Source organism: Stenotrophomonas sp. 3diitr2024, from assembly GCF_042136455.1.
Classification (GTDB): Bacteria; Pseudomonadota; Gammaproteobacteria; order Xanthomonadales; family Xanthomonadaceae; genus Stenotrophomonas; species Stenotrophomonas sepilia.
Genome location: NZ_JBHHMJ010000354.1, coordinates 1 through 332 on the forward strand (window position 1 = coordinate 1; position 332 = coordinate 332).

Here is a 332-nt window from a genome sequence, read left to right on the forward strand (position 1 = left end):
ATCAATGCCGATATCGCGGTGATACGCCGCTGCGCGCCAATGGTCGCCCACGATCACTGCGGAGTCTCCCCTTGCGCCTGTTCCTGCTGCCCCTGTTCGCCATCCCCTTGCCGGCGCTGCACTTGGTCAGGTTGATGGCGAACGGGGTACGGCCCGCAACGGCACCGGCGGTAGCCAGGGTGTTCTTCGACACGGTCGGCAGGGTCACGGCGAAGTCCTTGCCGCTGGCAGCGATGTGCTGGGCTGCCAGCTGCAGCGGAATGCCCTGCGACGGCGAGGCCAGCACCAGGTCGATGGCCTGGCTGGTCAGCACCTGGGCCAGCTCGGCCGCA

The 332-nt window shown here is 67.8% G+C and carries 1 protein-coding gene; it reads right to left on the reverse strand.

The window, feature by feature from the left end:
• Position 1: 1 nt before the first annotated feature.
• Positions 2-332 (reverse strand): fimbrial protein (locus ABGA94_RS08930; RefSeq protein ID WP_375367050.1); only part of this gene is annotated, 331 nt, incomplete at its 5' end.